This is a genomic window from Streptomyces sp. HUAS TT11, assembly GCF_051553595.1.
Lineage (GTDB): Bacteria > Actinomycetota > Actinomycetes > Streptomycetales > Streptomycetaceae > Streptomyces.
In genome coordinates this window covers 3,373,486-3,398,393 of the sequence record NZ_CP196184.1, presented here as the reverse complement: position 1 = coordinate 3,398,393, position 24,908 = coordinate 3,373,486, and the positions used below count along the sequence as shown (strand labels likewise).

The following is a 24,908-nucleotide window of genomic DNA, read 5'->3' as shown; positions in this document are numbered from 1 at the left end:
GGGTGGTGGCTCCTGGGCTCTCGTCGGATCTGGCAGTGTTGCACGTATGTGCGGACGGTATTCAGCGAGTCGCAGGCCCGAGGATCTCGCAGGAATCTTCGAGATCGAGAAGTGGGAGCCGGAGGAGACCCTGGCCCCCGACTTCAACGTGGCCCCGACCAAGGAGGTCTACGCGGTCCTGGACCGTCCTGTGAAGGACGCCGACGACCACCGGCCGGTTCGCCAGCTGCGCAGGCTCAAGTGGGGTCTCGTGCCGTCCTGGGCGAAGTCGCCCGAGGGCGGCGCCCGGATGATCAACGCGCGCGCCGAGACAGTGCACGAGAAGCCCGCGTACCGGCGCGCCTTCGCGACCCGCCGGTGCATCCTGCCCGCCGACGGCTACTACGAATGGGTCACCGGCAAGGACGAGCGCGACCTGGAGGTGGAGGGCAGGAAGAAGAGGCCGCGCAAGCAGCCCTACTTCGTGCTGCCCGCCGACGGGTCGGTCTTCGCCATGGCCGGCCTGTACGAGTTCTGGCGGGATCGGACCCTGCCCGACGACCACCCCCTGGCCTGGTGGACGACCTGTTCGGTGATCACCACGGAGGCGGAGGCGACACCGCTGGCCGTGGCCCCGGCCGAGGGCCCCCACTCCCTGTCCGAGATCCACCCGCGCATGCCGGTGATGCTCACCCCGGACCGCTGGGACGCCTGGCTCGACCCCGCCCGCACCGACCCCGAGGACCTGCGCCCGCTGCTGGATGCGCCGCCGCCCGGACTGATGCGCGCCTACCCGGTCTCCACCGCGGTCAGCAACGTGCGCAACAACGGCCCGGAGCTGATGAAGGAGCTCGCCGGTCCCGAAGAGGGCACACTCTTCTGACGTGACGGATGTGACAGAGAGCGTCGCGACCGATGCCGGCACGGCCCGTGTCACCTGGTACCGGGCGACGCGGCCGCGGCTCGTGCTCGCGCTGAGCCACGGTGCCGGCGGGGGCGTCGAGGCACCCGACCTCCAGGTCCTGGCCCGGGCGCTGCCCGCCCACGCCGTGAGCGTCGCCCTGGTGGAGCAGCCCTGGCGCGTCGCCGGCAAGAAGCTGGCACCCGCGCCGAAGACGCTGGACGTGGGCTGGCGCGGGGTGTGGCCCGTCCTGGAGGGGACCGGGCTGCCCGTGGTCGCCGGTGGCCGCAGCGCCGGGGCCCGGGTCGCCTGCCGGACGGCGGGCGAGCTCGGCGCCGCCGCCGTGCTCGCGCTGAGCTTCCCCCTGCACCCGCCCGGCAGGCCCGAGAGGTCCCGGGCGAGCGAACTGCTCGGCGCGGGCGTGCCCACGCTTGTCGTCCAGGGCGGCAACGATCCCTTCGGGAAGCCGGAGGAGTTTCCGAAGGGGGCGTACGACCTCGTCGAGGTGCCGTACGGCGATCACGGTTTCGCGGTCCCCAAGCGCGCCGGTATCACCCGGGAAGAGGCGCTGGAGACCGCCGCCGACGCCGTGGTGATGTGGATCGCGTCACTCGAGTGACGCCCGGGAATGCCCGGAGCCGGACCACTGTTGTGCGGATCAGACGGCACCCGAAAGGTGCTGCACCGTAGGTACGAGAGGGAGTCCGCCGCATGGGTTCGACCATCTGCCCGAGCCGCAGCAGCAGCGCTGACCTGGACTGGACGGTGCTGCACTCGGCCAAGGCCGCGCCTATTCGGGCGGCGGCGGGTAAGGATGTTCGTCTATCCTCCGATTCCAGTGGGACCGGTTTCGGTCCTGCCACACTGCTGGAGGAGGTGGGTCCGGTACCTGGGACCGACGCAGGGACCGAACACGGCCAGGCGGAGCAGCCCGAGGGCCGGGGCACGGGCGCGGAGTCGTCCGGCGAGCGCAGCGCGCGCTTCGAGCGGGACGCGCTCGAATTCCTCGATCAGATGTATTCGGCCGCGCTGCGGATGACGCGCAACCCGGCCGACGCCGAGGACCTGGTCCAGGAGACGTACGCGAAGGCCTACGCGTCCTTCCACCAGTTCCGTGAGGGCACCAACCTCAAGGCCTGGCTGTACCGGATCCTCACCAACACCTTCATCAACTCGTACCGCAAGAAGCAGCGCGAGCCCCAGCGCAGCGCGGCCGAGGAGATCGAGGACTGGCAGCTCGCCCGTGCCGAGTCGCACATGTCGACCGGTCTGCGCTCCGCGGAGTCGCAGGCGCTCGACCACCTGCCCGACTCGGACGTGAAGGAAGCGCTGCAGGCGATTCCCGAGGAATTCCGTATCGCCGTGTATCTCGCGGACGTAGAGGGCTTTGCGTACAAGGAGATCGCGGACATCATGGGGACACCCATCGGCACGGTGATGTCCCGGCTGCACCGGGGCCGCCGTCAACTGCGCGGCATGCTCGAGGACTACGCCCGAGAGCGCGGGCTCGTCCCGGCCGGCGCCGGAGAGTCGGACCAAGCGAAAGGCTCGGGCTCATGAGCTGCGGAGAGCCGCACGAGACGGACTGCAGTGAGGTCCTCGACCATCTCTACGAGTTCCTCGACAGTGAGATGCCGGACGTCGACCGCTCCAAGTTCCAGCAGCACTTCGAGGAGTGCTCGCCGTGCCTCGAGAAGTACGGCCTCGAGCAGGCCGTGAAGAAGCTGGTCAAGCGCTGCTGCGGGCACGACGACGTGCCGAGCGACCTCCGGGCGAAGGTCATGGGCCGTCTCGATCTGATCCGTTCGGGGCAGACGGTGCCCGAGCACGACGTCAGCGCGACGCCGCAGGAATCCTGAACGCCAGTTCGGGAATGTGTGTCAATCCCCGGTGAACCATCACCCGAATGTGCTAATCCGCGGGTCTTCGACCCGCGGATTCGCTCAATGCGGCCCACACGGACTGCCTCGCCTCTAGGCTCCGGAGCCTGAAAGGGGCACGACCGGGCCCGCCCGGTGCGGACGGGTGCGGGCTACGGGGGAGGTGCGTCATGGGGCCGGTTCGGCCGTGGGCACGTGTGTATGTCGGATGTGCCGTCCTTGCCGCCCTGCTGTGCGCGGCTCCCGCCCTCGACCTCCCGGCGGCCCCCTTGTGGGCCGTCGTTCTGCTCGCCGCTCTCTACGCCGGGAGCGAGCAGATCCCGTTGCCCCGGGTGCTCGACCGCGCCCGGGCGGGTGAGCGGCTGGCCGGCCCCGGGGCCGGCGAGGGCGTCGGCACCTTCTTCCCCGTGCTGCTCGCCGGGGCCTTTCTGCTGCCGCCCGCGGCCGCCGTGCTCGTACCGCTGCCCGGGGCGCTGCTCGTCCCGGGCGCCGGACGGCCCTCGTGGCTGCGCCGCAGCTGGCGGGCGGCCCAGCTGGCCCTCGCCGTGTGGGCGGCCTCCCATGTGCACGGGGCGCTCGGCGGCCGGGACGCCGTGGCCGGCCCCCACTTCCCGTACGCGCTCCTGACCGCCGGGGCAGCCGTCCTCGCGTTCTGTCTGACGCTGACCGCGCTCGACGCGGGAATCCTGGCACTGGCCGAGGGGGTGCCGGCCCGCGCCTCCTGGAGCGGACTCTTCCTGCGCTCCCTCGCGCCGGTCGCCGTGCACGGGCTCGCCGGGCTGATGATGGCGGTGCTGTGGCTCAGCCCCTACGGACCGGTCGCCGCCCTGCTCGTGCTGCTGCCCATGTACGTGTCCTGCTGGGTCTTCGCCCAGTACCACCGGGAGCGGGCGGCCCACCGGGCGACGATCCGCGCGCTCGTGCAGGCGGTCGACATCAAGGACGGGTACACCCGCGGGCACAGCGAGCGGGTCGGGCAGGCCTCGATGATGATCGCGCGTGAACTCGGCATGGACGACGAGCGCGCCGAGGTGCTCCGGTTCGCCGGCATCCTGCACGACGTGGGCAAACTCGGCGTCCCCACCCGGTTGTTGCGCAAGGACGGGCCGCTGACCCCCGAGGAGCGGCGGATCATCGAGCTGCACCCCGAGTACGGCCACGAGATGGTGCGCGGGATCGGGTTCCTCGGCGAGGCGCGGTCCGCGATCCTGCACCACCACGAGCGGCTCGACGGCAGCGGCTACCCCTACGGCCTCGTGGGCACCCAGATCCCGGAGTTCGCCCGGTTGGTGGCGGTCGCCGACGCCTTCGACGCGATGACCTCGACCCGCTCCTACCGGCGCGCCCGCCCCGTCCCGGCGGCGCTGGAGGAACTCCAGCGGTGCGCGGGGGCGCAGTTCGACCCGGCGATGGTGCGGGCGCTGGTCCACGCGCTGGATCGGCACGGCTGGCATCCGGCGGTGACGGCGGACGAGCAGCACGGCACCGTGCCGGCCCCGGCCCCGCCCGTCCCCGGTGAACCGGCGGTGCACCGCCGCGGCGGGGGCGGCGCGTGACCGCGGGCCGTATCACCCTCGTTCTCGCCCATGGGGCGGCCGCGATCCTGGCCGCCGGTTCTCTTGTCCTCATCCTCTGGCGCGGCCTCGACCACCCCGTCGTCGCCCTGGCCTTCGGGACGCTCGTCACCGTGGGGGAGCTCGCCCGGTGGAGCGACGGCGGTGAGCGGGAGCCCGCTCCCCTCGGCGCGGCCGGGGCGCTCTCCTACGCGCTGCTCGGGCAGAACGCCGGGCAGCCCGACCACCACGGGGTGCAGCAGGTCGTCACCGTCGTGCTCGCGGCCACCCTGGCCGGCTGCGTCCCGCATGCCGCCCGTGGCCGCGGATCGACCGCGGACCATCTCACCCGGCGGTTGCTCACCGTCGCCTTCGCCGCCGTCTGCTTCCAACCCATCCACGAACACGGCAGGTTGCACGGCTGGGGCGGCTCCACCTACGCCCTGCTCGTCGTCGCGCTGCTCGTGCTCACCACGCTGTGCGACGCCGTGCTCGCCGCCGCCCTGGCGCACTCCCGGACCCGCTGGCCGTTCGGGCCGCTGCTGCGCGACGAACTGCGGGCCACGCTCGGCATCGGCTCGGCCGTCTGCGCGACCGGCGCCGTCATGTCGCTGGCGGTCGGGGTCGTGGGCCTGTGGGCGCTGCCCGTGTTCTCCCTGCCCCTGCTGCTGACCCAGCTCTCCTACCGGCGGTACGCGGCCGTGCGGACGACCTACCGGCAGACGATCACCTCGCTCGCGCGCGCCACCGAGATCGCCGGGTACACGCCCGCCGGGCACGCCCGCCGCGTCGCCGCCCTCAGCAGGGCCGTGGGCCGGGAGCTGGGGCTGTCCGGGCCGGAACTGACCGTCCTGGAGTACGCGGCCCTCATGCACGACATCGGGCAGCTCAGCCTCGTCGATCCCGTGCCCGCCGGAGCCACCGCCTCGCTGCCCGCCGAGGAGCAGCGGCGCATCGCGCTCCTGGGCGGGGCCGTCGTCCGCCAGACCGGAGTGCACGCGGAGGTCGCGGTCGTGGTGGAACGGCAGGCGGACCCCTATCGGGAGCAACCGGTCAGCGCGAGAATCGTCCGGACGGTGAACGCCTACGAGGAGATGGCGCGGGAGGAGGCCGGTCCCGGAGGACCGCTCAGCGCGCTGGAGCGACTGCGGCTCGCCTGCGCCCGCGACTACCAGCCGGAGATCGTGGAGTCACTCGCCAGGGTGTTGCAGAGGGACGGTCTGACCTTGGCCGTCACGGGGTAACCCATGGGTAATGAGCGCCCGTCCGGCGGTACGTGGTTGGATGCGAGGAGAGGGTGTTCGGGGGCACAGCTCGGCCCGTGGCCCCCGCAGACGGCAAGGAACCGGCAGGCGGGAATCGCAAGGGACTGGCAGGCGGGAATCGTGAGGATCTTCGGGAAGGGACGGCACCGGCCCTCCGCCTCCTGGCGGCAGGCCACCGACCGCGCGTTCACGCTGATCGGCGACGGCCGGTACGAGGACGCGGGAGCGCTGCTGACCCGGGCCGCCGATCTGGAGCCCTGGCTGTCGGAGTCCTGGTTCAACCTCGCCCTCCTGCACAAGTTCCGCCACGACTGGGAGCAGGCCCGCACCACCGGGCTGCGCGCCGTGGCCCTGCTCGAGAAGGAGACCGGGGCGCCCGACTGGTGGAACGTGGGGATCGCGGCCACCGCCCTGCAGGACTGGCCGCTGGCCCGCCGCGCCTGGCAGGCGTACGGCCTGAAGGTGCCGGGAGGTGCAGCCGTCCCCGACGAGCCCGCCGAGATGGACCTGGGCAGCGCCGCCGTTCGGCTGTCCCCGGAGGGCGAGGCCGAGGTCGTCTGGGGGCGCAGGCTGGATCCCGCGCGCATCGAGGTGCTGTCGATCCCGCTGCCGTCCTCGGGGCGCCGCTGGGGCGAGGTCGTGCTGCACGACGGCGTACCGCACGGTGAGCGCACGACGGCCGCCGGCCACACCTATCCGGTCTTCGACGAGATCGAGCTGTGGGCGCCCTCGCCGGTGCCCACCTGGGTCGTGCTGCTGGAGGCCGCGACCGAGGACGACCGGGACGCGCTGGAACAGCTGGCCGCCGACGCCGGTTTCGCCGCCGAGGACTGGTCGTCGTCCGTGCGACTGCTGTGCCGGATGTGCTCCGAGTCACGGATGCCGGCCGACGAGGGCGACGGTGAGCACCTCGACCCGCACGACCACAGCGAGCCGGGGCACCCGGGGCCGTTGGGGCACCGCACGGACGGACAGCTGTGGGTGCCCGAGCGCGAGTGCGGCATCGCGGCGCCCGCCTCGCTGGTGCGCGGGCTGCTCGACGGCTGGGTCGCGGACAGTCCGGACTCCCGGGACTGGCGGGACCTCGAAGAGGTCTGCTGAGGCGGACTCCGGGCCCGCGGATCACGGGGAGAGCGGCAGTGAGCGCCCCGTAGGCTGGTAGGCGCAGGAATTTTCACAGGTTGCAGGAAGGCGTACGTCGGTCATGGCGCAGCAGGACACCGATCAGCAGCACGCGGGCGTGCTCCCCGTGGACGACGAAGGCTTCGTCATCGACACCGAGGACGTGGAGGAGCGTGAGACCGCCTGGCGCGAGCGGGGCACCTCGCAGCCCATCACCGTCGTCGGGAACCCGGTGCTGCACAAGGAGTGCAAGGACGTCACCGACTTCGGCGAGGAACTGCAGCAACTGGTCGCGGACATGTTCGCCAGCCAGCGCACCGCCGAGGGAGTGGGTCTGGCCGCCAACCAGATCGGCGTCGACCTGAAGGTCTTCGTCTACGACTGCCCGGACGACGAAGGAGTGCGGCACGTCGGGGTGGTCTGCAACCCGAAGCTGGTGGACCTGCCGGCGGACAGGCGCCGCCTGGACGACAGCAACGAGGGCTGCCTGTCCGTGCCGACCGCGTACGCTCCGCTCGCCCGCCCCGACTACGCGGAAGTCACCGGTCAGGACGAGAAGGGCAACCCGATCAAGGTCCGCGGCACCGGCTACTTCGCTCGCTGTTTGCAGCACGAGACGGACCATCTGTACGGGTACCTCTACATCGACCGGCTCTCCAAGCGCGAGCGCAAGGACGCCCTGCGGCAGATGGCCGAGAACGAGCCCCGCTACCCCGTGGTGGCCAACGACTGACGACTCGTGCGACGGCGCCCGGTCGGGGACCCCTCCCGACCGGGCGCCGTTCACGTGTGCGTCGTACATTCGCCCCCTTGTACACCTGAACCGATCCATATTCAGTCACGCGGGGGAGATTCTCGGCACTGTGGGGTGGTGAGTGGAGCAAATCCGTTCCCAGAACGGTCAGTTGTAGTGCTCAATGGAAAGCGCGGGGATACGCAACGGCGCGCGCCCGGCACGGCGGGAGGGGCGTGCTGCCAACCGGCGGCTGAGAGGGGTTTGTTCGTGCCAGCTTTCCCACACAGCACTTCATCGACGGCGATCGTGGCCGCGGTTCCACCGGCGCTCTCCTTACCGGTGGTCGAGGCCGAGTTTCCACGTCGACTCCACCCGTATTGGCCCAGCCTGCAGGAGAAGACGCGTTCCTGGCTGCTGGAAAAGCGGCTGATGCCTGCGGACAAGGTCGAAGAGTACGCCGACGGGCTGTGCTACACAGACCTCATGGCGGGCTACTACATCGGTGCCCCCGACGAGGTCCTGCAGGCGATCGCCGACTACAGCGCGTGGTTCTTCGTCTGGGACGACCGCCACGACCGTGACATCGTCCACCGACGGCCCGCCGCCTGGCGGCGCCTCAGGTTCCAACTGCACGCGGCGCTGGACTCACCCGGGGACCATCTGCACCACCCGGATCCGCTGGTCGCGGGGTTCGCGGACAGCATGGTGCGGCTGTACTCGTTCCTGAGCGAGAAGTGGAACGCGCGCTTCGCCCGGCACTTCCACACGGTGATCGAGGCGTACGACCGGGAGTTCCGCAACCGCACCTCCGGAATCGTCCCGACGGTCGACGCGTACCTCGAACTCCGCCGGCTCACCTTCGCGCACTGGATCTGGACCGATCTGCTGGAGCCGAGCGCGCGGACGGAGCTGCCGGACGCCGTACGGAAACACCCCGGATACCGGCGGGCGGCGCTGCTGAGCCAGGAATTCGCGGCGTGGTACAACGACCTGTGCTCACTCCCCAAGGAAATCGCGGGAGATGAGGTCCACAATCTCGGAATCAGTCTCATCCATCATGAGGGGTTGACGCTCGAAGAGGCGATCAAGGAAGTACGCCGGCGGGTCGAGGAATGCGTTTCGGAATTCCTTGTCGCCGAGAAGGAGGCGATGCGATTCGCCGACTCCCTCGCGGACGGTACCGTGCGCGGCCGGGAATTGAGCGTCGCTGTGAAGGCGATCGTCGCGAATATGCGGAACTGGTTCAGCACCGTGTACTGGTTCCATCACGAGTCCGGCCGGTACATGGTCGACAACTGGGACGACCGCTCGACACCCCCGTACGTCAACAACGAAGCGGTAGGTGAGAAATGACCCTGGAATCGTCCCCCGATCTCTCGGCCGCGCCCGAGAAGGGGGCACCTCCGAGGTCGGCGGAGCCTCGCGTCCCGCCGGTCGCCGCGGGCGGTGTGCCCGGCCTCGGTCACGGGTGGAAACTGGCCCGCGACCCGCTGGGCTTCCTGTCCGGGCTGCGGGACGACGGGGAGGTCGTCCGGCTGAGGCTCGGGCCGAAGACGGTGTACGCCATCACCAGCCCGGCCCTCACCGGTGCCCTCGCCCTCAGCACCGACTTCAAGATCGGCGGCCCGCTGTGGGAGTCGCTCGAAAGCCTGCTCGGCAAGCAGGGGGTGGCCACCACCAACGGGCCGCTGCACCAGCGCCAGCGGCGGGCGATCCAGCCCGCCTTCCGGCTCGACGCCATCCCCGCCTACGGGCCGATCATGGCTCAGGAGGCGCATGACCTCGTGGCGCGCTGGCGGTCCGGCGCGACCGTCGACGTGATGGAGGAGTCGTTCCGGGTGGCCGTCCGGGTCGCCGCCAGGTGCCTCATGCGCGGCAGCTACATGGACGAGCGCTCCGAGCGGATATGCGCGGCGCTCGCCACGCTGTTCAGCGGCATGTACCAGCGCATGGTGATACCGCTCGGACCGCTGTATCGACTGCCGGTCCCGGCCAACCGCGAATTCAACCGGGCATTGGCCGATTTGCATCTCCTGGTCGACGAGATCATCGCCGCCCGCCGCGCATCCAGTCAAAAGCCGGACGATTTGCTGTCGGCTTTGCTGAGGGCGAAGGACGAGAATGGCGAGCCCATTGGGGAGCAGGAGATCCATGACCAGGTCGTCGCCATAGTCACGGCCGGCAGCGAAACGGTCGGCTCCATGGTCATGTCGCTGCTCCAGGTCCTCGCGGATCATCCGGATCAGACGGACAAGATCCACGAAGAGGTGAAAACGGTCGTGGGCGAGCGGCCGGTCTCTTTCGACGATGTCCGAAACTTGCCGCACACCGCGAATGTCATCGTCGAGACAATGCGTTTGCGTCCCGCCGTATGGATATTGACGCGGCGGGCGGTGACCGACACCGTGCTCGGCGGGTATCGCATTCCGGCGGGGGCCGACGTCGTCTACAGCCCGTACGCCATACAGCGCGACCCCCGGTCGTACGCGGAGCACAACGCGTTCGACCCCGATCGCTGGCTTCCGGAACGGGCCAAGGACGTTCCCAAGTACGCGATGACCCCGTTCGGGGTGGGCAACCGGAAGTGCCCGGGCGACCACTTCTCGATGGCGGAGCTCACGCTGATCACGGCGGCCATCGCGTCCGCCTACCGCTTCGAGCAGGCGCCCGGGTCCGACGACCGGCCTCGCATCGGCATCACGCTGCGCCCTCGCAGGCTGTTGCTGAAGGCCCTGCCGAGGTGACCGTACCGGCGCACGGTCAGGCGGCCTGCGGGCCCCTGAACGTGCGCCGGTAGGCGTTCGGTGTGGTGCCGAGGGCGCGGACGAACTGATGGCGCAGCGCCGCCGCCGTGCCGAAGCCGGTGCGGTCGGCGATCGTGTCCATCGTCTCGTCGGTCCCCTCCAGCAACTCCTGTGCCAGCAAAACCCGTTGGCGCAGAATCCAGCGGTACGGGGTGGTTCCTGTCTCCTGCTGGAAGCGGCGGGCGAAGGTCCGCGGTGACATATGGGCGCGAACGGCCAGCTGCTCCACGGTCACCTCCTTGTCGAGATTGCGCGCCATCCATGCCAGCACCCCGCCGACCGTGTCGCACTGCGACCGGGGCAGCGGCCTCTCGATGTACTGGGCCTGGCCGCCGTCGCGGTGCGGCGGGACCACCATGCGCCGGGCGATCTTGTTGGCGACCTCGGGACCCTGCTCCTTGCGCACGATGTGCAGACAGGCGTCGATCCCGGCCGCCGTGCCGGCGGAGGTGATCACCGGGTCCTCGTCGACATAGAGGACGTCCGGTTCGATGACCGCCCGCGGACAACGCAGGGCCAGCTCCCGGGCCTGCCGCCAGTGCACGCTGCACCGACGCCCGTCCAGCAGCCCCGCGGCGCCCAGCGCGAAGACCCCCGAGCACACGCTCAGCACGCGTGCGCCCCGTTCGACCGCCCGGACGAGGGAGTCGAGCAACTCGGGCGGATAGTCGCGTGTGACGTACTCGCTGCCGGCCGGCACCGCGATCAGGTCGGCCTCCTCCAGCCGGTCGAGTCCGTACGGCGTCGAGACCGTGAGACCGCCCACGTGGGTGCCGAGTGATGGGCCCTCCGCCGAGACCACGGCGAAGTCGTACACCGGGAGCCCCTCGTCGCTGCGGTCGATGCCGAACACCTCGCACACGACGCCCAGTTCGAAGGGGTGCACGCCGTCGAGCAGGACGGCGGCCACGTTCTTCAGCATGCGACCAGTGTGCCTCGGAAGTGGCAGTAATTCGAGGGTGTACGGCAGGCCTGCCACTGACGGTAAGTACCGTATGGCGGGACAGTGTTGTACATGAACACGAACCAGACGCAAGCACTGACCGGCATGGTCGTCGTCCTCTCGGCCCTGGTCCTCCTGGTCCTCCCGTCACTGATCGGCGCCGCGCACGACCGGCGCGTCGACCGGCAGATCAGGGAGGCCCAGGAGGCCGGGGAGCGACAGGAGAGGGAGCGGACTCAGAAGTCCTCGTCGAGGTCGACGGTGCCCTCGACCGCCACCTGGTACGCCGAGGGACGCCGCTCGAAGAAGTTGGTCAGCTCCTGAACCCCCTGGAGCTCCATGAAGGAGAAGGGGTTCTCGGAGCCGTACACGGGGGCGAAGCCGAGGCGCGTGAGGCGCTGATCGGCGACGCACTCCAGGTACTGCCGCATCGAGTCGGTGTTCATGCCGGGGAGGCCGTCACCGCACAGGTCGCGCGCGAACTGCAGCTCGGCCTCGACGGCCTCCCGCAGCATGTCGGTGACCTGCCGCTCGAGCTCGCCGTCGAAGAGGTCCGGCTCCTCCTTGCGGACGGTGTCCACGACGTCGAAGGCGAAGGACATGTGCATCGTCTCGTCGCGGAACACCCAGTTGGTGCCCGTGGCCAGGCCGTGCAGCAGGCCGCGGCTTCTGAACCAGTAGACGTAGGCGAAGGCGCCGTAGAAGAACAGCCCCTCGATGCACGCGGCGAAGCAGATCAGGTTGAGCAGGAAGCGCCGGCGGTCCGCCTTGCTCTCCAGCCGGTCGATCTGCTCGACCGAGTCCATCCACTTGAAGCAGAACCCGGCCTTCTCGCGGATGGAGGGGATGTTCTCGACCGCCGCGAACGCCGCGTTCCGGTCCTCCGGATCGGGCAGATAGGTGTCCAGCAGCGTCAGATAGAACTGGACGTGCACCGCCTCCTCGAAGAGCTGCCTGCTCAGATACAGGCGCGCCTCGGGGGAGTTGATGTGCTTGTAGAGCGTCAGCACCAGGTTGTTCGCCACGATCGAGTCGCCCGTCGCGAAGAAGGCGACCAGACGGCCGATCAGGTGCTGCTCGGCCGGTGTGAGCTTCGCGAGGTCCGCGACGTCCGAATGGAGGTCGACCTCCTCCACGGTCCAGGTGTTCTTGATGGCGTCGCGGTACCGCTCGTAGAAGTCGGGGTAGCGCATCGGGCGCAGAGTCAGCTCGAAGCCGGGGTCGAGCAGGTTCTGGAATCGGGTCGGCATTACTGGCAGGCCTCGCAGGACTCGGGGTTTTCGAGGGAGCAGGCGACGGCGTCGAGGTCGGCGACCTGCTGGACGGGGATGGCCAGGCGCGCCTGGGCGGCACGGGCGATGCGGGTCGCGGGACGCGAGCGCAGGTAGTACGTCGTCTTCAGGCCCTGCTTCCACGCATACGCGTACATCGAGGAGAGCTTGCCGATGGTCGGCGTCTCCATGAAGAGGTTCAGGGACTGGGCCTGGTCGAGGAACGGGGTCCGGGCGGCGGCCATGTCGATCAGGCCGCGCTGCGGGATCTCCCACGCCGTGCGGTACAGCCCGCGCACGTCCTCGGGAATCCAGGCGAAGTCCTGCACCGAGCCGTTCGAGTCGCGCAGCGCCTCACGGGTGCGGGCGTCCCAGACGCCCAGCTCCTTGAGGTCCTTCACCAGGTACGAGTTGACCTGGAGGAACTCGCCGGACAGCGTCTCGCGCTTGAAGAGATTGGAGACCTGCGGCTCGATGCACTCGTACACGCCCGCGATGGAGGCGATGGTGGCGGTCGGCGCGATGGCCAGGAGCAGGGAGTTGCGCATGCCGACGGCGGCGATGCGCTCCCGCAGGGCCGCCCAGCGCTCCGGCCAGGTCGGCTCGACGCCGAAGTGGTCGGGGTGCAGCACGCCGCGCGCGGTGCGGGTCTTCTCCCACGCGGGCAGCGGGCCGCTGCGCTCGGCGAGGTCGGCGGAGGCCTCGTAGGCGGCGAGCATGATGCGCTCGGCGATCCGGGTGGAGAGGGCCCTGGCCTCCGGGGAGTCGAAGGGCAGGCGCAGCTGGAAGAAGACGTCCTGCAGACCCATGACACCGAGGCCGACGGGACGCCACTTGGCGTTGGAGCGGCCGGCCTGCTCGGTCGGGTAGAAGTTGATGTCGACGACCCGGTCGAGGAAGGTGACGGCGGTGCGGACGGTGGCGTCCAGCCGCTCCCAGTCCAGATCGCCGTTCGCCCGGTCGACGAAGGCGCCGAGGTTGACGGAGCCCAGGTTGCAGACCGCCGTCTCCCCGTCGTCCGTGACCTCCAGGATCTCCGTGCAGAGGTTGGAGGAGTGGACGACGTGGCCCGGCTCGGCCGTCTGGTTGGCGGTGCGGTTGGCGGCGTCCTTGAAGGTCATCCAGCCGTTGCCGGTCTGCGCGAGGGTGCGCATCATGCGGCCGTACAGGTCCCGGGCGGGCATGGTCTTCTTCGCGAGGCCGGCGGCCTCGGCCCTGCGGTAGGCGGCGTCGAACTCCGCGCCCCACAGGTCCACCAGCTCCGGCACGTCCGACGGGGAGAACAGCGACCACTGCCCGTCGGCGTCGACCCGGCGCATGAACTCGTCGGGGACCCAGTGCGCGAGGTTGAGGTTGTGCGTGCGGCGGGCGTCCTCGCCGGTGTTGTCGCGCAGCTCCAGGAACTCCTCGATGTCGGAGTGCCAGGTCTCCAGGTAGACGGCGGCGGCGCCCTTGCGACGGCCCCCCTGGTTCACGGCGGCGACGGAGGCGTCGAGGGTCTTCAGGAACGGGACGATTCCGTTGGAGTGCCCGTTGGTGCCCCGGATGAGGGAACCGCGGGAGCGGATGCGCGAGTACGACAGGCCGATGCCGCCGGCGTGCTTCGACAGGCGGGCGACCTGGTGGTAGCGGTCGTAGAGGGAGTCCAGCTCGTCCTTCGGCGAGTCGAGGAGGTAGCAGGACGACATCTGCGGGTGTCGCGTGCCGGAGTTGAAGAGCGTGGGGGAGGAGGGCAGGTAGTCGAGGCGGCTCATGAGCGCGTAGAGCGCGGCGACCTCGTCCGCCGAGCGGGTCGTGACGTCCTCGGCGAGACCGGAGGCGACACGGAGCATGAAGTGCTGGGGGGTCTCGATGACCTTGCGGGTGATCGGGTGCCGCAGGAGGTAGCGGCTGTGCAGGGTGCGCAGGCCGAAGTAGCCGAAGCGGTCGTCGGCGCCCGGGTCGACGAGCGCGTCGAGGCGTTCGGCGTGCAGCAGCACGAACTCGGCGGTGCGGTCGGCGACGAGCCCTTCCCGGTGCCCCACCGCGATGGATCCGGTGAAGGACGTGACGCCCTGGGACGCGGCCTCGGCACGGATGCCGATCGTCAGCAGCCGGGCGGCCAGTCTGGAGTAGGCGGGGTCCTCGGAGATCAGGCCGGCGGCCGCCTCCGTGGCCAACTCGCGAAGCTCCGCGACGATCTCGGCGTCCTTGCGGGCGGACCGGCCGCGCAGCGCGGCGGCGGCCACCCGTCCGGGGTCGGCGTCGGGGAGGTCGGCGGTCAGCTCGGTCAGGGTCCGCAGCAGCGCGGCACCGGGACCGTCGGTCACCACCGGGGGCGTGGACGGTGTCGCTGAAGCCGGATCGGCTGGCGCGATGGTCACGTGGGGCTCTCCCTCGCTCGGCACGGGGGCCTGGCGGAGGGCAGGGGGCAGCTCACGAGCGCACGGGGCGTCGCGTCCACCGGCCCATTCCACGAGGCCCGGACGTCAGGCGCCCGGGCCGGATCGGTCGGGCGCACTGTCGGCAGGTCCTCGGACTGACGCTTGTACGCGCCCGTCGGGAGGACGGACATGCACAAGTACACCGTTGCGGGACAGTTCCGGATTCGCACCGGATTCCCCTGCGGCGACAGCGAGCATGAGCATACATCTTGTGCCGGACGGGGGTGTCACCCCCAGATGTTGTGTCGCGCTCGTTTCAGAGCGTCAACTCGTAGGCGAGAAGAGTGATGTCGTCGAGGTGGGGGAAGGGATTCCAGTCCCGCTCGGGCGTGCGAACGAAGCCCAGACGTTCGTAGATGCGGTGGGCGGCGTGCATCACGGCTTGGGTGGACAGAACGATCCGGTCGCAGCCCTCCGCGGCGCGGGCGCGGTCGACGCACGCGCGGACCAGGGACTCGCCGGCGCCGAGCCCGCGCGCCGCGCGGGCGACCGCGAGCATCCGTATCTCGGCCTCCCCGGGCCGGGAGATGTCGGCCATGGTGCCGCCGGCCGGCACGAAGGTGACCCCGCCCAGCACCTCCCCGTCCGCCACGGCCACCAGCACCTCGGCGGCGGCCGCCCGCTTCGCGACGTCCCTGAGCTCCCCGAGGTAGGAGTCGCTCTCGCCGAAGTCGAGGAGGCCGTCCTGGAGATAGGCCTGGGCGGTGATCTCGCCGAGGACGCCGTACTCGTCGGGGGTGGCCTGCCGGATCAGGATGTCCATGGGCCGAGTGTGCCCGACGGGCACGACGACGGGCCGCCGCATTTCTGCTGTCGGCGGCCCGTCGCGGGTCGTACATGACCGGAGGTGCCTCAGGGGCGGAACCGCACGGGGCCGTGGCCCCGCCCCCGGGAGGTCTCCCGTGTGCCGGTCAGTGGGTCGTCCCCGCGGTCGCCGGCGGCAGCTCCGACTCGACGCCCGGGTCGCCCGCGTCCGCCGTGTAGTCCCCCGGCACGGTCTCGTCGGTGCCCTCGGGGGCCTTGACCGCCTTCAGGACGAAGGTCAGCACCACCGTGACCACGACGTTCAGCACGAACGCCGTCATGCCGATGTAGCCGATCTCGCCGATGCCGGGGATCTCCTTGGCCGAGCCGCCGAAGTGCTTCTGGGTGGGCGAGGCGACTCCGTAGGCCGCGGCCGTGCCGTAGATCATGCCGACGGCCCAGCCCGCGATCAGCGCCCAGCGGTGGAACCAGCGGGTGAACAGGCCGCCGACCAGGGCCGGGAAGGTCTGCAGGATCCAGATCCCGCCGAGCAGCTGGAAGTTGATCGCCACCGTCTTGTCCATGGTCAGCACGAAGACCAGGGCGCCCACCTTCACCAGCAGCGACACGATCTTGGAGACCCGGGTCTCCTCGGCGGGTGTGGCGTCGGGCTTGATGAAGTCCTTGTAGATGTTCCGCGTGAAGAGGTTCGCGGCCGCAATCGACATGATGGCCGCCGGGACCAGCGCGCCGATGGCGATCGCCGCGAAGGCCACGCCGGCGAACCAGTCGGGGAACATGTTCTCGAACAGCTGCGGAATCGCCAGCTGCCCGTTCTGGACCTTCACACCGGCCGCGATCGCCATGAAGCCGAGCAGCGCCAGCAGGCCCAGCATCAGCGAGTACAGCGGCAGGATCGCGGTGTTGCGCCGGATCACCTCGCGGTTGCGCGAGGAAAGCGTCGCCGTGATCGAGTGCGGGTACATGAACAGCGCGAGCGCCGATCCCAGGGCGAGCGTCGCGTAGGTCCACTGGCCCGCCTCGGGCGGTGCGAGGGCGCCGCGCGGCTTGCCGGTCGCCGGGTTGACCTGGCTGAACGCCTGGCCCGCCTTCGCGAAGATGTCGTCGAAGCCGCCCAGCTTGATCGGGATGTAGATGATCGCCACCGCGATGACGATGTAGATCAGCGTGTCCTTCACGAATGCGATCAGCGCGGGCGCCCGCAGACCCGAGGAGTACGTGTACGCCGCCAGGACACCGAAGGCGATGAGCAGCGGCAGGTCCTTCACGAACCAGTTCGTGTTCTCGCCGCCGCCCACGCCCATCACGTCCAGCACGGCCTGTATGCCGACCAGCTGGAGCGCGATGTAGGGCATCGTCGCCAGGATGCCGGTGACCGCCACCGCCAGCGACAGGCCCTTGGACCCGAAGCGGCCGCGCACGAAGTCCGAGGTCGTCACGTATCCGTGCCGGTGCGACACCGACCACAGCCGGGGCAGGAACGTGAAGATCAGCGGGTAGACGATGATCGTGTAGGGCACCGCGAAGAAGCCCGCCGCGCCCGCCGCGTAGATCGCCGCCGGTACCGCCACGAAGGTGTACGCGGTGTACAGGTCACCACCGAGCAGGAACCAGGTGATCCAGGTGCCGAACGAGCGGCCGCCGAGGCCCCACTCGTCGAGGCTGTGCTCGTTCTCGGCCCTGCGCCACCGCGCCGCCATGAAGCCCAGGACGGTGACCGCCAGGAAGAAGAAGATGCAGACGCCGAGCGCGACGCCGTTCACGCCGTCCTTCATTCCGCCGCACCTCCCTTGTGGTCGGCACGGGCGCGCTGGTCACGCTGCCACAGTTTGTAAGCGATCATCGTGAGTGCCGTGGAGATCAGCACCCAGAGCATCTGGTACCAGTAGAAGAACGGGATACCGATGAAGGTGGGGTCGATCTTCGCGTAGGAGCCGACCCACAGCATGGCTACGAAGGGTGCGACGAGGCAGAGGGCGATGACGACGCGCATGGGCGTCACCACCGGTGCTCTGCTCGTATTTGGCTGATTCGACATCGAGCGGTTCCGTCCCCTCACTGATCACCGATGTAACGCGCAGGCAATGTAGGTGACGTGTAAGGAAAGCGGAAGCCCCCGTCCGTACATCGGTTTCCAACAGCAATGGAAACTCCGCGGCGAGGGCGTGCCGATCTTCGTGAAACGGGAGCAGCAGGTCAGGGTCGGGGCGCGCACGCACGGGCGTCCGGGCGCGCCGGAGTGCGGCCCGGCGCGGGCCCGGGAGCGGCCCGGCGCGGCGACCGCGCAGGGCCCGGTACGGCTCCGGGGAGCCCGGGAATGAAGCCGTCACGCTCCGCGACCGGGCGCGGTTGGCTCATTCCTGCGGTCGCTTGAGCCTGGCCACGAACTTGTACCGGTCCCCGCGGTACACGGACCGCACCCATTCCACCGGTTTGCCCTCCCGGTCCAGCGAGTGCCGGGAGAGCATCAGCATCGGCAGGCCCACGTCCGTGCCGAGCAGACCGGCCTCGCGCGGGGTGGCCAGCGATGTCTCGATGGTCTCCTCGGCCTCGGCGAGATGGACGTCGTACACCTCCGCGAGCGCCGTGTAGAGGGAGGTGTACTTCACCAGCGAGCGCCGCAGCGCCGGGAAGCGCTTCGCGGACAGGTGCGTCGTCTCGATCGCCATCGGCTCGCCGCTCGCCAGCCGCAGCCGCTCGATGCGCAGCACCCGGCCGCCGGCCGAGATGTCGAGCAGTCCGGCGAGCGTGTCGTCGGCGGTGATGTACCCGATGTCCAGCAGCTGGGAGGTCGGTTCCAGACCCTGGGCGCGCATGTCCTCGGTGTACGAGGTGAGTTGGAGCGCCTGGGAGACCTTGGGCTTGGCGACGAACGTGCCCTTGCCCTGGATGCGCTCGAGCCGTCCCTCGACGACCAGTTCCTGCAGGGCCTGGCGCACCGTCGTCCGCGAGGTGTCGAACTCCGCGGCCAGCGTGCGCTCCGGCGGCACCGGCGTCCCCGGCGGCAGTGTCTCCGTCATGTCGAGCAAATGCTTCTTCAGACGGTAGTACTTGGGCACGCGCGCGGTGCGGACGGTCGGACCGCCCTCGCTCTCCGCACTGCTGACGTCGGTGCTCATGCTCTGCCTTCCCGGCTCCGGATGCCGAAGCGACCGACACGCCGTCGGCCTCGGCTCACATCGTGGCACGGCTCCATGGGGGGACGTCCCGCATGCTCCGCGATCCCCGTCAAGTGGCCGGGGATCTCCTCTGTATACCTTCGGCACTCCCGCTGGTCTAGTCCACCAGGCCTGAAGTGGTCCAGTCGGGCACGCCCGAAGTGGTCCACCCGATTTCGCAGGGTTGCTACTTATTTTCGCTGGGACCCTACTTAAAGGTTCTTGCATATGTAGGTCGCATAACGGAGGCCCTGAGCGCGGTAAACACCCTTGACACTCCTATTGGTCTGGGCCAAGCTTCCCGCACTGGTCTACACCATTGGTCCAGTTCCCGGCCCCACGGGCGGTACTCGTCGTCAGTCGCCGCGGGGACAAGGGGGGTTGGTGGCATCCCTGAGGAGGATGGCGTGAAGCGCAAGCTGATAGCGGCGATCGGAATCGCGGGCATGATGGTCTCCATCGCGGCGTGCGGGGACAGTGACAGCAAGTCCGGGGGGTCGGACAAGGGAACGGACGCCAAGCAACTCACCGTCTGGCTGACGGTCGACGCCCAGAACAACTGGCCCGCGCTGGTGAAGGCCGCCGACGACGCCGTGACGAAGAAGCACCCCGGCCTCAAGATCAAGCACGAGTACTACGGCTGGCCGGACAAGAACACGAAGCTCGACGCGGTCCTCGCCACCGACAAGGCGCCCGACGTGGTCGAGATGGGCAACACCGAGATGCTCGGCTACATGGTCAAGGGCGCCTTCGCCCCCGTCGACCCGTCCACGTTCGACAACTCCGGGCAGTGGCTGGACGGCCTCAAGGCCTCGGTGACGTACGAGGACAAGACGTACGGCGTCCCCTACTACGCCGGCGGCCGCGTCGCCAACTGGCGCAAGGACGTCGCCGCTTCCGTCGGCATCAAGACACCGCCGAAGACGTACCAGGAGCTGACCGCCGACCTGGACAAGATCCAGAAGAAGGAGGGCGCCAAGTTCAACGCCTGGTACCAGCCGACGCGCGACTGGTACGCGGCGATGTCCTTCGTCTACGACGCGGGCGGCTCGATCGCCAAGGAGGAGGGCGGCCAGTGGAAGGCCAACCTCTCCTCGCCGGAGTCCCTCAAGGGGCTGAACGACTTCAAGTCGATCGTCGACAAGTACATGCACGGGGACAAGACCAAGGACGAGTCGGACCGTTACATCGTCTACGGCCAGGGCAAGTCCGCCATGATCTTCGGCGCCGCGTGGGAGGGCGCGACCGCGGCCGACCCGAAGAACGACAAGACGGGCAAGCTCAAGGACAACCTCGAGAACTTCGTGATGCCCGGCCCGTCCGGCAAGAACATCCCGGTGTTCCTCGGCGGTTCGGACCTCGCGATCCCGGTGAAGTCCAAGGCGCAGGGGCTGGCCGCCGAGTGGATCAACGCGTTCACCGGCTCCGAGGGCCAGAAGGGCCTGATGGCCAAGGGCAACCTGCCCAACAACAAGACCGACCTCGCCACGCTGAAGAACGACCCGGCGACTGTGGTTCCGGCGACGGCGGCCGAGTCCAACTGGTTCGTCCCGATGGCACCGGGCTGGGGCCAGGTCGAGAAGGCGCAGATCCTGCAGACCATGCTGCAGAACATCGGCACCGGCAAGAAGTCGGTCGAAGACGCCGCGAAGGACGCGGACGCCGCGATCGACAAGGTCATCAACACCAAGTGACCTGAGCGCAGGGCCCCGTGACCCCGGGGGATCCGGGGCGGGGCCCTGCCTCCCGTACGGCCGCTGCGGGCGTTGATCCCGTGCGCCGTGCGGGGTTCCGCCTTCGTACGACCGTGCGGGGCTTCGCCCTTGTACGACCTGAGGGACTCCTGAGGAGCGCGCGATGAGTGCCGCAGACACGACCACCCCCGCCAAGGTGCCGCCTCCGCGGCCGGCGCCACAACGGGCCCTCCCGGACGGGCCACGCAGAGGACGCACGGCGAACGGGGCCCCGGTCCCATGGCTGCTGCTGGCGCCCTGCCTGCTGATCCTCGTCCTGGTCATGGGCTATCCGCTGGTCCGCCTGGTCACCCTGTCCTTCCAGAAGTTCGGACAGTCCCAGCTCTGGGGGTTCCAGCCCGCCGAGTCGGTCGGGTTCGCCAACTTCACGACGGTGCTGGGGGACGGCGAGTTCTGGGCCGTCGTAGTGCGCACGATCGTCTTCGCGGCCGGCTGCGTGATCTTCACCATGGTCGTCGGCATGCTGATCGCACTGCTGCTCCAGCGGGTCTCCGGCTGGCTGAAAACACTGATCAACATCGTGCTGGTGGCCAGCTGGGGCATGCCGGTCATCGTGGCCACCACCGTCTTCAAGTGGCTCTTCGACTCGGACTACGGCATCCTCAACGCACTGCTCAGCAGGCTGCCCGGAGTGGAGCTGATCGGGCACAACTGGTTCGCGAGCGGACCCCAGGGCCTCGCCGTGATCATGCTTCTCGTGGTGTGGGGCGCGGTGCCGTTCGTCGTCATCACACTCTCGGCCGGCCTGACCCAGGTGCCCAAGGAGCTGGAGGAAGCGGCCCGCCTGGACGGTGCGACCGGGTGGGGCGTCTTCCGGCACGTCACCCTGCCGATCCTCAAGCCGATCATCGTGATGCTCACGACCCTCTCGGTGATCTGGGACATGGGCGTCTTCCCGCAGGTCTTCGTGATGCGCAACGGCCATCCGGAGCAGGAGTTCCAGTTGCTCCAGACCTATTCCTACGACCGCGCGTTCGTCGTCAACGACTACGCGCAGGGTTCGGCGATCGCCCTGCTGACCGTGCTGCTGCTGCTCGGTGTGGTCGCCGTGTACATGCGTCAGATGCTGAAGATCGGAGAGGTCGAATGAGCGCCATCGCCACCGGGGGGCGCCGCCGCGGAACGTCCCGGCTCGGCTGGAACCTTCTCGGCCTGCTCGTCTTCGTCACCGCGGGCTTCCCCGTCTACTGGATGGTCGACACGGCCTTCAAGCCGGCCAAGGACGCCATCGATCCCGACCCGAGCCTGCTGCCGACGGGCCTCACCCTGGACAACTTCCGCCGGGCGCTGGACATCGCCGACTTCTGGGGACCGGTCGGGCGCAGCCTGATCGTGTCGCTGTCGGTCGTCGCCATCGGCATCGTCGTCGGCCTGCTGGCCGCGCTCGCCATCTCCCGCTTCGCCTTCCGCGGCCGGAAGATCGTGATCGTGGGCATTCTGGCGGTCCAGATGGTCCCGGCGGTCTCCATGATCATCCCGGTCTTCCTGCTGCTCAACGACCTCGGTCAGTACGACAAGTTGACCGGTCTGATCATCACCTACCTCACCTTCATCCTCCCGTTCACGGTGTGGACGCTGCGCGGATTCGTGGTCAACATCCCGCGCGAGCTGGAGGAGGCCGCGATGGTCGACGGCTGCTCGCGCACCGGCGCGTTCCTGCGGGTGGTCTTCCCCCTGCTCGCCCCGGGTCTGGTCGCCACCTCGGTCTACGGCTTCATCCAGGCCTGGAACGAGTACCTGTACGCCCTGATGCTGATGAGCCAGGAGAACCAGACAGCGACCGTCTGGCTCGGCAACTTCACCACCAAGCACGGCACCGAGTACGCCCCGATGATGGCGGGCTCCACGATGATGGCGGTGCCGATCGTCGTTCTCTTCCTCCTCGTCCAGCGCAAGATGGCCGCGGGCCTCACCGCGGGCGCCGTGAAGGGATAACCCCGACCCGATGACGACATTCGCCAGCGGCACCGACACCCTCACGCGCGACGCGCTGACGGTCCTCCAGCCCGGCTTCACCGGTACCACCGCCCCCGAATGGCTGCTGCGGCGCCTCGGCGAGGGCCTGGCGTCGGTGGGGCTGTTCGGCCGCAACATCGCCTCGCGGGAGCAGCTCGCCGCGCTGACCGCCCAGTTGCGCGCCGAACGCGACGACGTACTCGTCGCCGTCGACGAGGAGGGAGGCGACGTCACCCGCCTGGAGGTGAGAGCGGGATCCTCCTTCCCCGGCAACCACGCCCTGGGCGCGGTGGACGACGTGGACCTGACCCGCCGGGTGGCACACGAACTCGGGCGCCGGCTCGCCGAGTGCGGGGTCAACCTCGACTGGGCCCCGTCGGCCGACGTGAACTCCAACCCGGCGAACCCGGTCATCGGGGTGCGCTCCTTCGGCGCGGACACGGAGCTGGTGGCCAGGCACACCGCCGCGTACGTCACCGGCCTGCAGGCGGCCGGTGTGGCGGCCTGCACCAAGCACTTCCCCGGCCACGGCGACACCGCGGTCGACTCCCATCACGCGCTGCCGCGTATCGACGCGGGTCCCTCGGTGCTCCAGGAGCGCGAACTCGCTCCGTTCCGCGCGGCCATCGCCGCCGGCACACGGGCCGTGATGAGCGCGCACATCCTGGTCCCGGCCCTGGACCCGGACCGTCCGGCCACGCTGTCCCGGCGCGTCCTGACCGAACTGCTGCGCGGCGAGCTCGGCTACGACGGCCTGATCGTCACCGACGGTATGGAGATGCAGGCCATCGCCGCGACCTACGGCATCGAGCGCGGCAGCGTCCTCGCCGTCGCGGCCGGGGCGGACGCCATCTGCGTGGGCGGTGGTCTCGCGGACGACGAGACGGTACGCCGTCTGCGGGACGCGCTGGTCACGGCCGTGCGCGAGGGTGAGCTGGCCGAGGAACGGCTCGCCGAGGCGGCCGAACGGGTCCGGGACCTGGCCCGGTGGACGGCGTCGGCCACGGCCGCCGACGCCTCGGCGGGGGCGTCCGGCGACGACGGCATCGGCCTGGTGGCGGCCCGGCGCGCACTCAGGGTCACCGGCGCGGAGGGCTTCACCCCGCTCACCGAGCCGCCCTTCGTCGCCGCCCTCACCCCGGTCGCGAACATCGCGGTGGGAACGGAGACGCCATGGGGGGTGGCGGCGGAACTGTCCCGGCTGCTTCCGGGCACGGAGACCGGCAGCTTCGCGGGGGAGGAAGCCGGGCGGGCCGCGCTGGAGGCCGCCGGGGAGCGGCGGATCGTGGCCGTGGTCCGGGACGAGCACCGTCACCCGTGGATGGCCGGTGTCCTCGACATGCTGCTTGCGCAGCGCCCCGGGACGATCGTGGTCGAGATGGGTGTTCCGCAGGCCGCGCCACGCGGCGCCCTGCACATCGCCACGTACGGCGCGGCGCGGGTGTGCGGCCGGGCGGCGGCGGAGGTCATCGCGGGCGCCTAGCCGCAACGACGCGGGCGCCGGCCGTCCCCTCGGGGACGGCCGGCGCCCGCGTGCGATCCCTGCGTGCCTAGATGCCCTGCCACCGGGGCTTGTTGGCGTAGGTGTGCCGGAAGTAGCCGGCGAGCTTCAGCTTGGAGGCGGCCGCCTCGTCCACCACGACCGTGGCGTGGCGGTGGAGCTGGAGCGCGGAGGCCGGGCAGACCGCCGCGAGCGGGCCCTCCACCGTGGCGGCGACCGCGTCGGCCTTGCCCTCCCCGGTGGCGAGGAGCACAAGGTGCCGCGCCTCCAGGATGGTGCCGATGCCCTGCGTGATGACGTGCTGCGGCACCTGGTCGATGTCGCCGTCGAAGAAGCGTGCGTTGTCGATCCGGGTCTGCTCGGTCAGCGTCTTGATCCGCGTGCGCGACGCGAGCGAGGAGCACGGTTCGTTGAACCCGATGTGACCGTCGGTCCCGATGCCGAGCAGCTGCACGTCCACGCCGCCGGCCGTGGCCAGCGCGCGGTCGTACGCCTCGCAGGCCGCCTGCACGTCCTCGGCGGTGCCGTCCGGTCCCATGAACGCGTCCATGCCGATCCCGAGCGGCTCCAGCACCTCGCGCCGCAGAACCGAGCGGTACGACTCGGGGTGCTCGGCCGGCAGTCCCACATATTCGTCGAGCTGGGCGATCCGGGCCCGCGACGTGTCCACGCCGCCGGTGGCCGCCTTGGCGGCCAGCGCCTCGTACACGGGCAGCGGGGTGGAGCCGGTCGCCACCCCGAGCAGGGCGTCGGGCTTGCGCCGGAGCAGCTGCGCCATGGCCTCGGCGATGAGCTCGCCACCTGCCTTGGCGTCCGGGACGATGACAACTTCCACGCTGGGCCTGCCGATCTTCAGAGGGCTCGCCGGGAACCGAAGGAGCATATGTGGTATAGACC

The 24,908-nt window shown here is 69.9% G+C and carries 23 protein-coding genes and 1 riboswitch; of the genes, 15 read left to right on the top strand and 8 right to left on the bottom strand.

Annotation, left to right across the window (positions count from 1 at the left end):
- The first annotated feature begins 46 nt into the window (after nucleotides 1-46).
- The 10 genes from ACSHXN_RS15150 to ACSHXN_RS15105 all read left to right on the top strand — a co-directional run bounded on the left by ACSHXN_RS15150 (nucleotide 47) and on the right by ACSHXN_RS15105 (nucleotide 10,180).
- Nucleotides 47-862 (top strand): SOS response-associated peptidase, encoded by an 816-nt coding sequence (locus ACSHXN_RS15150; protein WP_355134189.1) that lies wholly within the window; start codon nucleotides 47-49, stop codon nucleotides 860-862.
- Between the two features lie 10 nt (nucleotides 863-872).
- A complete protein-coding gene (locus ACSHXN_RS15145; protein ID WP_355134402.1) occupies nucleotides 873-1,499 on the top strand; it encodes an alpha/beta hydrolase family protein in 627 nt (208 codons plus the stop codon).
- A gap of 257 nt (nucleotides 1,500-1,756) precedes the next feature.
- The gene (gene sigR, locus ACSHXN_RS15140) at nucleotides 1,757-2,440 is read left to right on the top strand and encodes an RNA polymerase sigma factor SigR (protein ID WP_355134187.1); all 684 of its coding nucleotides are present in this window, start codon (nucleotides 1,757-1,759) and stop codon (nucleotides 2,438-2,440) included.
- A complete protein-coding gene (rsrA, locus tag ACSHXN_RS15135) occupies nucleotides 2,437-2,739 on the top strand; it encodes a mycothiol system anti-sigma-R factor (protein WP_355134185.1) in 303 nt (100 codons plus the stop codon). Before sigR ends, rsrA begins: the two co-directional genes overlap by 4 nt.
- 191 nt (nucleotides 2,740-2,930) lie before the next feature.
- The gene (locus ACSHXN_RS15130; protein ID WP_438303236.1) at nucleotides 2,931-4,316 is read left to right on the top strand and encodes an HD-GYP domain-containing protein; all 1,386 of its coding nucleotides are present in this window, start codon (nucleotides 2,931-2,933) and stop codon (nucleotides 4,314-4,316) included.
- The gene (locus ACSHXN_RS15125; protein ID WP_355134181.1) at nucleotides 4,313-5,557 is read left to right on the top strand and encodes an HD-GYP domain-containing protein; all 1,245 of its coding nucleotides are present in this window, start codon (nucleotides 4,313-4,315) and stop codon (nucleotides 5,555-5,557) included. Before ACSHXN_RS15130 ends, ACSHXN_RS15125 begins: the two co-directional genes overlap by 4 nt.
- A 141-nt stretch (nucleotides 5,558-5,698) precedes the next feature.
- Nucleotides 5,699-6,679, top strand: coding sequence for a tetratricopeptide repeat protein (locus tag ACSHXN_RS15120; RefSeq protein WP_355134179.1), 981 nt, complete (start codon nucleotides 5,699-5,701; stop codon nucleotides 6,677-6,679).
- 103 nt (nucleotides 6,680-6,782) lie between these two features.
- A complete protein-coding gene (gene def, locus ACSHXN_RS15115) occupies nucleotides 6,783-7,433 on the top strand; it encodes a peptide deformylase (RefSeq protein WP_355134177.1) in 651 nt (216 codons plus the stop codon).
- Nucleotides 7,434-7,703: 270 nt separating this feature from the next.
- A complete protein-coding gene (gene cyc1, locus ACSHXN_RS15110; RefSeq protein ID WP_355796677.1) occupies nucleotides 7,704-8,789 on the top strand; it encodes an epi-isozizaene synthase in 1,086 nt (361 codons plus the stop codon).
- The gene (locus tag ACSHXN_RS15105; RefSeq protein WP_356106803.1) at nucleotides 8,786-10,180 is read left to right on the top strand and encodes a bifunctional albaflavenone monooxygenase/terpene synthase; all 1,395 of its coding nucleotides are present in this window, start codon (nucleotides 8,786-8,788) and stop codon (nucleotides 10,178-10,180) included. Before cyc1 ends, ACSHXN_RS15105 begins: the two co-directional genes overlap by 4 nt.
- 16 nt (nucleotides 10,181-10,196) lie before the next feature.
- Here the strand turns inward: ACSHXN_RS15105 and ACSHXN_RS15100 are convergent, their stop codons facing one another.
- A complete protein-coding gene (locus ACSHXN_RS15100) occupies nucleotides 10,197-11,162 on the bottom strand; it encodes a helix-turn-helix domain-containing protein (protein ID WP_355134171.1) in 966 nt (321 codons plus the stop codon).
- Nucleotides 11,163-11,255: 93 nt separating this feature from the next.
- Here ACSHXN_RS15100 and ACSHXN_RS15095 point away from each other — a divergent pair, with 93 nt between their 5' ends.
- A complete protein-coding gene (locus ACSHXN_RS15095) occupies nucleotides 11,256-11,507 on the top strand; it encodes a hypothetical protein (RefSeq protein WP_438303235.1) in 252 nt (83 codons plus the stop codon).
- Here the strand turns inward: ACSHXN_RS15095 and ACSHXN_RS15090 are convergent.
- The 6 genes from ACSHXN_RS15090 to ACSHXN_RS15065 form a co-directional block, all read right to left on the bottom strand.
- Nucleotides 11,420-12,433 (bottom strand): ribonucleotide-diphosphate reductase subunit beta, encoded by a 1,014-nt coding sequence (locus tag ACSHXN_RS15090; protein WP_355134167.1) that lies wholly within the window; start codon nucleotides 12,431-12,433, stop codon nucleotides 11,420-11,422. The genes ACSHXN_RS15095 and ACSHXN_RS15090 overlap by 88 nt on opposite strands.
- Nucleotides 12,433-14,817, bottom strand: coding sequence for a ribonucleoside-diphosphate reductase subunit alpha (locus ACSHXN_RS15085; protein ID WP_438303234.1), 2,385 nt, complete (start codon nucleotides 14,815-14,817; stop codon nucleotides 12,433-12,435). The genes ACSHXN_RS15090 and ACSHXN_RS15085 overlap by 1 nt, the downstream gene beginning before the upstream one ends.
- 124 nt (nucleotides 14,818-14,941) lie before the next feature.
- A riboswitch (cobalamin riboswitch) is annotated at nucleotides 14,942-15,081 on the bottom strand.
- A gap of 52 nt (nucleotides 15,082-15,133) precedes the next feature.
- Complete coding sequence (locus ACSHXN_RS15080; RefSeq protein WP_355134163.1) at nucleotides 15,134-15,640, bottom strand: GNAT family N-acetyltransferase; 507 nt, start codon at nucleotides 15,638-15,640, stop codon at nucleotides 15,134-15,136.
- Between the two features lie 148 nt (nucleotides 15,641-15,788).
- A complete protein-coding gene (gene mctP, locus ACSHXN_RS15075) occupies nucleotides 15,789-17,417 on the bottom strand; it encodes a monocarboxylate uptake permease MctP (RefSeq protein ID WP_355134161.1) in 1,629 nt (542 codons plus the stop codon).
- Nucleotides 17,414-17,680 (bottom strand): DUF3311 domain-containing protein, encoded by a 267-nt coding sequence (locus ACSHXN_RS15070; RefSeq protein WP_181923155.1) that lies wholly within the window; start codon nucleotides 17,678-17,680, stop codon nucleotides 17,414-17,416. Before ACSHXN_RS15070 ends, mctP begins: the two co-directional genes overlap by 4 nt.
- Nucleotides 17,681-17,996: 316 nt before the next feature.
- Entirely contained in the window at nucleotides 17,997-18,761 is a 765-nt protein-coding gene (locus ACSHXN_RS15065; protein WP_059128813.1) for a GntR family transcriptional regulator, read from the bottom strand.
- Between the two features lie 446 nt (nucleotides 18,762-19,207).
- Here ACSHXN_RS15065 and ACSHXN_RS15060 point away from each other — a divergent pair, with 446 nt between their 5' ends.
- The 4 genes from ACSHXN_RS15060 to ACSHXN_RS15045 all read left to right on the top strand — a co-directional run bounded on the left by ACSHXN_RS15060 (nucleotide 19,208) and on the right by ACSHXN_RS15045 (nucleotide 23,993).
- Nucleotides 19,208-20,494, top strand: a complete 1,287-nt coding sequence (locus ACSHXN_RS15060) for an extracellular solute-binding protein (protein ID WP_355134159.1) — start codon at nucleotides 19,208-19,210, stop codon at nucleotides 20,492-20,494.
- Nucleotides 20,495-20,657: 163 nt separating this feature from the next.
- Nucleotides 20,658-21,644: a carbohydrate ABC transporter permease gene (locus ACSHXN_RS15055; protein WP_355134157.1), complete on the top strand. Its 987-nt coding sequence runs from the start codon at nucleotides 20,658-20,660 to the stop codon at nucleotides 21,642-21,644.
- Nucleotides 21,641-22,489, top strand: coding sequence for a carbohydrate ABC transporter permease (locus tag ACSHXN_RS15050; RefSeq protein ID WP_355134155.1), 849 nt, complete (start codon nucleotides 21,641-21,643; stop codon nucleotides 22,487-22,489). The genes ACSHXN_RS15055 and ACSHXN_RS15050 overlap by 4 nt, the downstream gene beginning before the upstream one ends.
- Nucleotides 22,490-22,499: 10 nt before the next feature.
- Complete coding sequence (locus ACSHXN_RS15045; protein WP_355134153.1) at nucleotides 22,500-23,993, top strand: glycoside hydrolase family 3 protein; 1,494 nt, start codon at nucleotides 22,500-22,502, stop codon at nucleotides 23,991-23,993.
- 67 nt (nucleotides 23,994-24,060) lie between these two features.
- On the opposite strand, the gene nagB is transcribed toward ACSHXN_RS15045, so the two are convergent.
- Entirely contained in the window at nucleotides 24,061-24,846 is a 786-nt protein-coding gene (gene nagB, locus ACSHXN_RS15040) for a glucosamine-6-phosphate deaminase (protein WP_355133306.1), read from the bottom strand.
- Nucleotides 24,847-24,908 lie beyond the last annotated feature (62 nt).

What these genes read in the sequence shown, in the direction of transcription:
- ACSHXN_RS15150 (WP_355134189.1), top strand. Translation starts at nt 47, where the DNA reads ATGTGCGGACGGTATTCAGCGAGTCGCAGGCCCGAGGATCTCGCAGGA.
- rsrA (WP_355134185.1), top strand. Translation starts at nt 2,437, where the DNA reads ATGAGCTGCGGAGAGCCGCACGAGACGGACTGCAGTGAGGTCCTCGAC.
- ACSHXN_RS15130 (WP_438303236.1), top strand. Translation starts at nt 2,931, where the DNA reads ATGGGGCCGGTTCGGCCGTGGGCACGTGTGTATGTCGGATGTGCCGTC.
- def (WP_355134177.1), top strand. Translation starts at nt 6,783, where the DNA reads ATGGCGCAGCAGGACACCGATCAGCAGCACGCGGGCGTGCTCCCCGTG.
- ACSHXN_RS15105 (WP_356106803.1), top strand. Translation starts at nt 8,786, where the DNA reads ATGACCCTGGAATCGTCCCCCGATCTCTCGGCCGCGCCCGAGAAGGGG.
- ACSHXN_RS15100 (WP_355134171.1), bottom strand. Translation starts at nt 11,162, where the DNA reads ATGCTGAAGAACGTGGCCGCCGTCCTGCTCGACGGCGTGCACCCCTTC.
- ACSHXN_RS15095 (WP_438303235.1), top strand. Translation starts at nt 11,256, where the DNA reads ATGAACACGAACCAGACGCAAGCACTGACCGGCATGGTCGTCGTCCTC.
- ACSHXN_RS15090 (WP_355134167.1), bottom strand. Translation starts at nt 12,433, where the DNA reads ATGCCGACCCGATTCCAGAACCTGCTCGACCCCGGCTTCGAGCTGACT.
- ACSHXN_RS15080 (WP_355134163.1), bottom strand. Translation starts at nt 15,640, where the DNA reads ATGGACATCCTGATCCGGCAGGCCACCCCCGACGAGTACGGCGTCCTC.
- mctP (WP_355134161.1), bottom strand. Translation starts at nt 17,417, where the DNA reads ATGAAGGACGGCGTGAACGGCGTCGCGCTCGGCGTCTGCATCTTCTTC.
- ACSHXN_RS15070 (WP_181923155.1), bottom strand. Translation starts at nt 17,680, where the DNA reads ATGTCGAATCAGCCAAATACGAGCAGAGCACCGGTGGTGACGCCCATG.
- ACSHXN_RS15065 (WP_059128813.1), bottom strand. Translation starts at nt 18,761, where the DNA reads ATGAGCACCGACGTCAGCAGTGCGGAGAGCGAGGGCGGTCCGACCGTC.
- ACSHXN_RS15055 (WP_355134157.1), top strand. Translation starts at nt 20,658, where the DNA reads ATGAGTGCCGCAGACACGACCACCCCCGCCAAGGTGCCGCCTCCGCGG.
- ACSHXN_RS15050 (WP_355134155.1), top strand. Translation starts at nt 21,641, where the DNA reads ATGAGCGCCATCGCCACCGGGGGGCGCCGCCGCGGAACGTCCCGGCTC.
- ACSHXN_RS15045 (WP_355134153.1), top strand. Translation starts at nt 22,500, where the DNA reads ATGACGACATTCGCCAGCGGCACCGACACCCTCACGCGCGACGCGCTG.